Source organism: Amycolatopsis sp. NPDC051128 (genome assembly GCF_040682715.1).
Classification (GTDB): Bacteria; Actinomycetota; Actinomycetes; order Mycobacteriales; family Pseudonocardiaceae; genus Amycolatopsis.
The window spans coordinates 46,725-53,687 of the sequence record NZ_JBFBBN010000032.1; the positions used below are offsets into that span (position 1 = coordinate 46,725).

Here is a 6,963-nt window from a genome sequence, read left to right on the forward strand (position 1 = left end):
AGTGGTGGCAGGCTAAGGTCATGCCTCACGACCAGCTGCGGGTACTGGCCCACCCGCTCCGCATGCGGATCCTGTCGCTGCTGACCGGCACGGCGATGAGCGCGGCCGAGGCGGCGCGCGAACTCGGCGACACGCAGGCGAACACCAGCTACCACATCCGCCGCCTCCACGACGCGGGCCTGCTCGAGGTCACCGAGGAGGTCCGCATCCGTGGCGGCCGGGCGAAGCGCTACCGCCACCGCCCGGACTCCGGCAAGCGGCTCACCGCCCGCAATCCGGACGAGCGGCGCCTGGTGACGAAGGCGGTCGCGGACGAACTGGTCCGCCGGGCGGACCTGCGCGCACCGGACCGTCCGGCTTCGCTGACCGACGCCGAACTTTGGGTGTCCCCGGAGGTGTGGGCACGAACGCTGAAGCAGGCGAGGACACTGAGCCGGGAACTGCACGACGCGGCCCAGCCGCCGAGAACTCCGGGAACGGTGCGGATCAGTGTGAGTCTGGCGCTGTTCGAGCTGGGAGAATCCGCCGGAACGGCGGCGGCTCCCGAGAAACTCGGATGAGCACATTGCTCGCCCCGCTGCGCGAACCCCGCTTCCGCGCCCTGGTCACCGGCCGGACGTTCGCCGACTTCGCCAACGCCGTCGCCCCCTTCGCACTCGCCTTCGCCGTCATCGACCTCACCGGCTCGGCCGTGGACCTCGGGATCGTCGTCGGAGCCCGGTCCGTCGCCAACATCCTGCTGGTGCTGTTCGGCGGGATGCTCGCCGACCGGTTACCGCGGTCGGTGATCCTGCAGGGCACCGAGACCGCCGCGGCAATCACGCAGGCCGCCATCGCCGTGAGTGTCCTCTGTGGATTCGCGTCGGTGCCGCTGCTGGTCGGGCTCAGCCTGGTCAACGGCGCCGTCTCGGCCATCTCGCTCCCCGCGGCCGCGGCGCTCACGCCGTTGACCGTGCCCATCACGCTCCTCGCCCAGGCGAACGCGCTGGTCCGGCTGCTGTCGAACACCGGCCGGATCGCCGGGGCCGGTCTCGCCGGGATCCTCGTCGCCTTCGCCGGTTCCGGGTGGGCGCTCGCCGGGAACGCGCTGCTGTTCGTCGCCGCCACGCTGTCCTACCGCCGGATCCGGCTGCCGGACGGGGACCGCATCCCCGGCAGCCGGCCGCTCGCCGAGCTCGCCGAAGGCTGGCGGGAGTTCCGCTCCCGGTCCTGGGTGTGGTTGGTGGTTCTACAGTTCATGCTGGTCAACGCGATCAACTCGGGCGCGATCACGGTGCTCGGCCCGCTGGTCGCCGACGACACGTTCGGCCGCACCAGCTGGGGACTGGCCCTCGCCGTCCGGACCGCCGGCGCCCTGCTCGGCGGCGTCATCGCGGCCCACTGGCGGCCCCGGCGGATGTTGTTCTTCGGCGTCGCCCTGGTCATGGTGAACGCGCTCCCGATCGTGGCACTGGGCGTGACGCCGTACCTGGCGCCCCTGCTGCTCGCCATGTTCCTCGGCGGCATCGCGATCGAGCAGTTTTCCGTCGCGTGGGACGTGTCGCTGCAGGAGAACGTGCCGCCGGACAAGCTCGCCCGCGTGTACTCCTACGACATGCTCGGCTCGTTCCTCGCGCTCCCGCTCGGCCAGATCAGCGCGGGTCCCCTGGCCGAGCACGCCGGCCGCGAATCAACCCTGCTCGGCGGGGCGGTCCTGGTGGTGGCCACGACCGCGCTCGTGCTGTGCAGCTCGCAGATCCGCGGCTTGGTCCGCCGCACGCCGGTCAGCGCCGGCACCGGCCCGCACTGACCACGAGGTCGCCGCCCGTCGCCCGCGCTCAACGGCCCGGGCGGGGTCCCGGGGCCAGGTCGCGGTGGCCGTCGAGACGCCACCAGTTCTCCAGGGTTTCGCGCAGGGCCTTCAGAAGCTCACCGCCGGTCTCCAGCGGGACCAGCACCGCCTTGCCGTCGTCCACCCGCAGCGCGGCCGCGATCCGGTCGCCCTGCTCGACCAGGCCGACGAACACGCGGGCCGGCTCGCCGGCGACGTCGACGGTGGGAATGGTTCGTTCGTACCGCCAGCCTTGTTGAGCGTTCACCCGGCCGACAGTGGCACAGCTTCCCCCGCTGCGGCCCTGGTTTCACCCTTAAGTGGGTCAGGCGGGCGCCCAGGGCCGGACTTCCTCCAGCAGCTTCGCCACGGCCAGCACGAGGTCGTCCGAGTGCCGCGGCCCGACGATCTGCAGGCCGACCGGCAGCCCCGCCGACGTGTGCCCGGCCGGCACGCTGATCGCCGGCTGCTGGGTCATGTTGAACGGGTACGTGAACGGCGTCCACTCCGGCCACTCGCTCAGCCCGCTGCCGGGCGGCACGTCGTGCCCGGCCTCGAACGCGGCGATCGGGACGGTCGGGGTGATCAGCACGTCGTAGCGGGTGTGGAACTCGCCCATCAGGATGCCCAGCGCGGCCCGCTCGGCGGTCGCGTCGAGGTAGTCGCTCGCCGACCACGTCCTGCCCAGCTCCCAGACCTTGCGCAGACCGGGGTCGGTCCGCTCCGCCGACCCCGGCGGGAACGAGTCGAGCAGCTTCGCCGCACCGGACGACCACAGGATGTCGAACGCCGGCTTCGGGTCGGCGAACCCGGGGTCGGTCTCCTCGATGCGCAGACCCGCGTCGCCCAGCGCGCGCACCGCCGCCGCGACGATCGCGGCCACCTCCGGGTCGACGTCGACGTAGCCGAGCGCCGGCGAGAACGCGGCGATCAGGCCACGCACGTCCCGCCGGACCGCCTCGCGGAACGACGCCACCGGCGGCGCCAGCGCGGCCGGGTCGCGGTGGTCGGGCATCGACAGCACGTCCAGCAGCAGCGCGGTGTCGTCCACCGACCGCGCCATCGGGCCGGCGTGCGAGAGCGGGCCGAACGGGCTCGCCGGGTAGAGCGGGATCCGGCCGTGAGTCGGCTTGAGCCCGACGACGCCGCAGAACGACGCCGGGATCCGCACCGAACCACCGCCGTCGGTGCCGACGGACAGCTCGCCCATCCCGGCCGCGACGGCCGCCGCGCTGCCACCGCTCGAGCCGCCCGCCGTCTTCGACGGATCGGCCGGGTTGCGCGTGATGCCGCGGAGCGGGCTGTCGGTGACGCCCTTCCACGCGATCTCGGGCGTGGTCGTCTTGCCCAGCAGCACCAGGCCTGCCTCGCGCATCCGCGCGGCGACCGGGCTGTCGACGTCCCACGGCTGGTCCGGGCTGATGCTCTTCGAGCCACGGACGGTCGGCCAGCCCTGGGTGAGGAACATGTCCTTGATCGACGCGGGCACGCCGTCGAGCCAGCCGATCGGGTTGCCGTCCCGCCAGCGGACCTCGGACGCCTTGGCCTGCTCCAACGCCCGATCGGCGTCGACGAGGCAGAAGGCGTTGCACTCGCCGTCGCGGGCTTCGATGGCCTGCAGCGCGCTCTGCGTCGCCTCGATCGGTGAAAGCTCGCCTGTCGCATAGGCGGCCACGAGCTCGCTGGCGGTCAGCATCCTGTCGTTCATCCGGCTCCCTGGTTCCCCGACGGCACGTAGCCGAGCGTCTTGTCGACGACATTGCGCAGCGGCTCCCCAGCGCGCCAGCGGCGGAAGTTTTCGGTGAACACCTCGACGAGAGTGTTCCGCCAGCCGACGAAGTCGCCGGACATGTGCGGCGAGACCAGCACGCCCGGCATGCTCCACAGCGGACTTCCGGCCGGCAGCGGCTCGGTGTCGAACACGTCGAGCGCGGCCCCGGCGATGGACCGGTTCCCGAGGGCTTCGACCAGGTCCGACGTCACCACCAGCTCGCCTCGGCCCACGTTCACGAACCGCGCCGACGGCTTCATCGCGGCGAACGCGCGCGCGTCGAACATGCCCTTGGTGTGCTCGGTCAGCGGCGCGACGGCGACGACGTAGTCGGCCTCCGGCAGGACCTCGGTGAGCCGCGCGGACTCGTGCACGACGCCGAAGTCCGGATCGCCGGTGCGCGCCCGGCGTCCGGCGCCGCTCACCCGCATCCCGGCCGCGCGCAGCAGCCGCGCGATGGCCCGGCCGATCGGCCCGGTGCCGACGACCACCACCTCGCGCCCGGCGATCCGCTCGCTCTCGCGGTGCAGCCAGCGGCCCTCCCGTTGCAGGTCGTGCGACCGCGCGAAGTCCTTCGCGAAGGCCAGCACGACGCCCAGCACGTACTCCGCAATGGCGTCGTCGAAGACCCCTCGCGAGTTCGTCAGGACCACGTCGCTCTCGCGCAGCCCGGGGAACAGCACGGGGTCGACGCCCGCGCTGGCGATGTGCAGCCAGCGCAGCCGGTCGGCCGCGTGCCACGCGCCGGGCACCGCCGTCGAGAGGAAGTCGTAGACGAAGAGGGCGTCCGCTCCGGACAACGCTTCGGCAAGGCCCGCCGCGTCGGTGTAACGCACGACCGCCCCGGATTCGACAGCACGCATGTCCGGTGGGCGGGACTCGCCGCAGAGCACTGCCAGGACGGGAGTTTCCCGGTCTTCCGAGGCGATCACGTTGACACGGTAAAAGTCACTCGTATGATTGTCAACAATCCGAGGAACGACCCCCGGAGCACCGGACGTGTCAAGTTTCAGACGTATTCCGGAGGCTGAGCCTTGGATTTCGACTTCCTGGCGTTCGACGGCCCGCTGGCCCAGCGGGGCATCGGCGTCATCGCGCCCTTCGACCTCGCGCTGGAGCGCGAGCTCTGGCGCTGGGTGCCGATGGAGGTGTCCCTCCACCTCGCCCGCACGCCGTACGAGCCGGTGCCGGTCAGCATGGAGATGGCCCGTCTGGTCAGCGACAGCCACCACCTGGCCAGCGCCACCCGCGACGTGCTGCACGTCGAGCCCGAGGTCGTCGCCTACCTCTGCACGTCGGGCAGCTTCGTCAACGGCGTCGGCTACGAGCGCTCGCTGACCAAGGCGATCTGCGACGCCGGCGCGCCGGACGCCGTCACCACCTCGGGCGCGCTGGCCGAAGTGCTGACCCAGCTCGACCTGCACCGCGTCTCGGTGCTCACGCCGTACGACGCCGACCTCACCCGCGCCCTGCACGACTTCCTCGCCGAGCTGGGCGTCGAGACGGTGGCCAGCGACCACCTCGGCCTGGGCGGCGGGATCTGGAAGGTCAGCTACCGGACCATCGCCGAACGCATCCTCGCCGCCGACCACGGCGACGCCGAAGCGATCTTCGTCAGCTGCACCAACCTCCCCACCTACGACCTGATCGAGCCGCTGGAAGCCGCGCTCGGCAAGCCGGTGCTCACCGCCAACCAGCTGACCATGTGGGCGTGCCTGCGCCGCATGAACCTCCCCATCGTCGGACCCGGGAAGTGGCTCCGTGACGTGTCGTGAAAGGTTTTTCTTGACCTCCCCTCTAGGATTGTCGACAATTTGCGTCCCCTCCGGAGGTTCCGTGACCACCATCGGCTTCATCTACCCCGACCACGCGGCCGAAGACGACTACCCGCTGGCCGAACAGCTGCTCGGCGGCATGGCCGTCGACGAGGGCGACATCCGGCTGGCGGTCGAGCACATCTACGGCACCGACAAGCACGCGGTCGCCGAACTGCTGGACCTCGGCAGCGAGGCCCGCCTCGCCGACGGCGCCGCCCTCCTCGAGAAGCACGAGCCCGCCGCGGTCATCTGGGCCTGCACCAGCGGCAGCTTCGTCTACGGCTGGGACGGCGCGCGCGACCAGGCCGACCGCCTCGCCGCCGTCGCCGGGGTCCCGGCCTCCAGCACCTCCTTCGCGTTCGTGCACGCCGCGCGTGCCCTGGACGTCAAGCGGGTCGCCGTCGCCGCCAGCTACCCGGACGACATCGCCCAGCTGTTCGTGGACTTCCTCAAGGCCGGCGGCATCGAGGTGGTCTCGATGGCCAGCGCCGACATCGTCACGGCCGCCGAGGTCGGCGCGATGACCCCGGAGGCCGTCGTCGACCTCGCCGTCAGCCACGACCACCCGGACGCCGAAGCGGTCCTCGTGCCGGACACCGCCATGCGCACCCTCGGCGAGATCAACGCCGTCGAGGCCGCGCTCCGCAAGCCCGTGCTGACCGCCAACCAGGTCACGGTCTGGGAGGGCCTGCGCCTGACCGGACAGCACCGGCTCGTCCGCTCGCTCGGCGCGTTGTTCCGGCACCTACCGGACGGGAGCGCCTGAGATGGCTCCGCCACCGGGCATGCTGCCCGAGATCGAACCGGTCAGCCGCGAGTCGACAGCCGCCGTCATCGCGCGCCAGCTGCGTGACGCGATCATGACCGGCGCCCTCCCGCCCGGCACCCAGCTCGGCGAGACCGAGCTGGCGTCGCGCTTCCAGGTGTCACGGGGGCCGCTCCGGGAAGCCATGCAGCACCTGGTGTCCGAAGGGCTCCTGCGCAGCGAACGGCACCGCGGGCTGTTCGTGATCGACCTCGAGCCGGGCGACGTCTACGACATCTACGCCGCCCGCTCCGCGATCGAGCGCGCCGCCATGCTCCGTGCGCTGCGCGGCGGCGACCGCGACCGGATCGCGGACGTGCTCGAACGGACCGTCGCCGAGATGGCGACCGCCGCGAGCGAAGACGACCCGGGCGCGCTCTCCACCGCGGACCTCAAGTTCCACGAGGCCCTCATCAACGCCTCCGGCAGCAAGCGGCTCGTGCGGATGGCGCGGACCCTGCTCATCGAGACGCGGATGTGCCTGACCGCGCTGCAGAGCACGTACCAGCGGGTCGAAGAACGCGTGGAGGAGCACACGAAGCTGATCCAAGCCCTGCGCGACGGCGACGAAGAGACCGCGCTGACGCTGCTCGACGCCCACATGGAGGACGCCGTGCAGCGGCTCGCGCCGGGCACCAGTCTCCAGGAGGGACACGCCCCGCCGGTGCCCGGAAACGCGTGATCGGAGGGTCGGCTCGCGCACCTGGACGGTCGGCTCATGTGACCGAAGCCCGAAATCGGGTGACTGGAACCGGAACTC

At 71.7% G+C, this 6,963-nt stretch carries 8 protein-coding genes; 5 read left to right on the forward strand and 3 right to left on the reverse strand.

The window, feature by feature from the left end; translation table 11 throughout:
• Positions 1-20: 20 nt before the first annotated feature.
• Positions 21-560 (forward strand): helix-turn-helix domain-containing protein, encoded by a 540-nt coding sequence (locus AB0M82_RS28550; protein ID WP_364728038.1) that lies wholly within the window; start codon positions 21-23, stop codon positions 558-560.
• Complete coding sequence (locus AB0M82_RS28555) at positions 557-1,789, forward strand: MFS transporter (RefSeq protein ID WP_364728040.1); 1,233 nt, start codon at positions 557-559, stop codon at positions 1,787-1,789. Before AB0M82_RS28550 ends, AB0M82_RS28555 begins: the two co-directional genes overlap by 4 nt.
• Before the next feature lie 28 nt (positions 1,790-1,817).
• Here AB0M82_RS28555 and AB0M82_RS28560 read toward each other — a convergent pair whose 3' ends face one another.
• From AB0M82_RS28560 to AB0M82_RS28570, 3 genes are read right to left on the reverse strand one after another with little or no spacing between them, the layout of a single operon-like run.
• Positions 1,818-2,078, reverse strand: coding sequence for a hypothetical protein (locus AB0M82_RS28560; protein ID WP_364728043.1), 261 nt, complete (start codon positions 2,076-2,078; stop codon positions 1,818-1,820).
• A 57-nt stretch (positions 2,079-2,135) separates the two neighbouring features.
• A complete protein-coding gene (locus AB0M82_RS28565) occupies positions 2,136-3,518 on the reverse strand; it encodes an amidase (RefSeq protein ID WP_364728046.1) in 1,383 nt (460 codons plus the stop codon).
• Complete coding sequence (locus AB0M82_RS28570) at positions 3,515-4,513, reverse strand: D-2-hydroxyacid dehydrogenase (RefSeq protein ID WP_364728048.1); 999 nt, start codon at positions 4,511-4,513, stop codon at positions 3,515-3,517. Before AB0M82_RS28570 ends, AB0M82_RS28565 begins: the two co-directional genes overlap by 4 nt.
• Positions 4,514-4,615: 102 nt before the next feature.
• Between AB0M82_RS28570 and AB0M82_RS28575 the strand changes: the two genes are divergently transcribed.
• The 3 genes from AB0M82_RS28575 to AB0M82_RS28585 all read left to right on the forward strand — a co-directional run bounded on the left by AB0M82_RS28575 (position 4,616) and on the right by AB0M82_RS28585 (position 6,885).
• Positions 4,616-5,356, forward strand: coding sequence for an Asp/Glu/hydantoin racemase (locus AB0M82_RS28575; RefSeq protein WP_364728050.1), 741 nt, complete (start codon positions 4,616-4,618; stop codon positions 5,354-5,356).
• A 61-nt stretch (positions 5,357-5,417) separates the two neighbouring features.
• Complete coding sequence (locus AB0M82_RS28580; RefSeq protein WP_364728052.1) at positions 5,418-6,164, forward strand: maleate cis-trans isomerase; 747 nt, start codon at positions 5,418-5,420, stop codon at positions 6,162-6,164.
• 1 nt (position 6,165) lies between these two features.
• Positions 6,166-6,885, forward strand: coding sequence for a GntR family transcriptional regulator (locus AB0M82_RS28585; RefSeq protein ID WP_364728055.1), 720 nt, complete (start codon positions 6,166-6,168; stop codon positions 6,883-6,885).
• Positions 6,886-6,963: the final 78 nt, after the last annotated feature.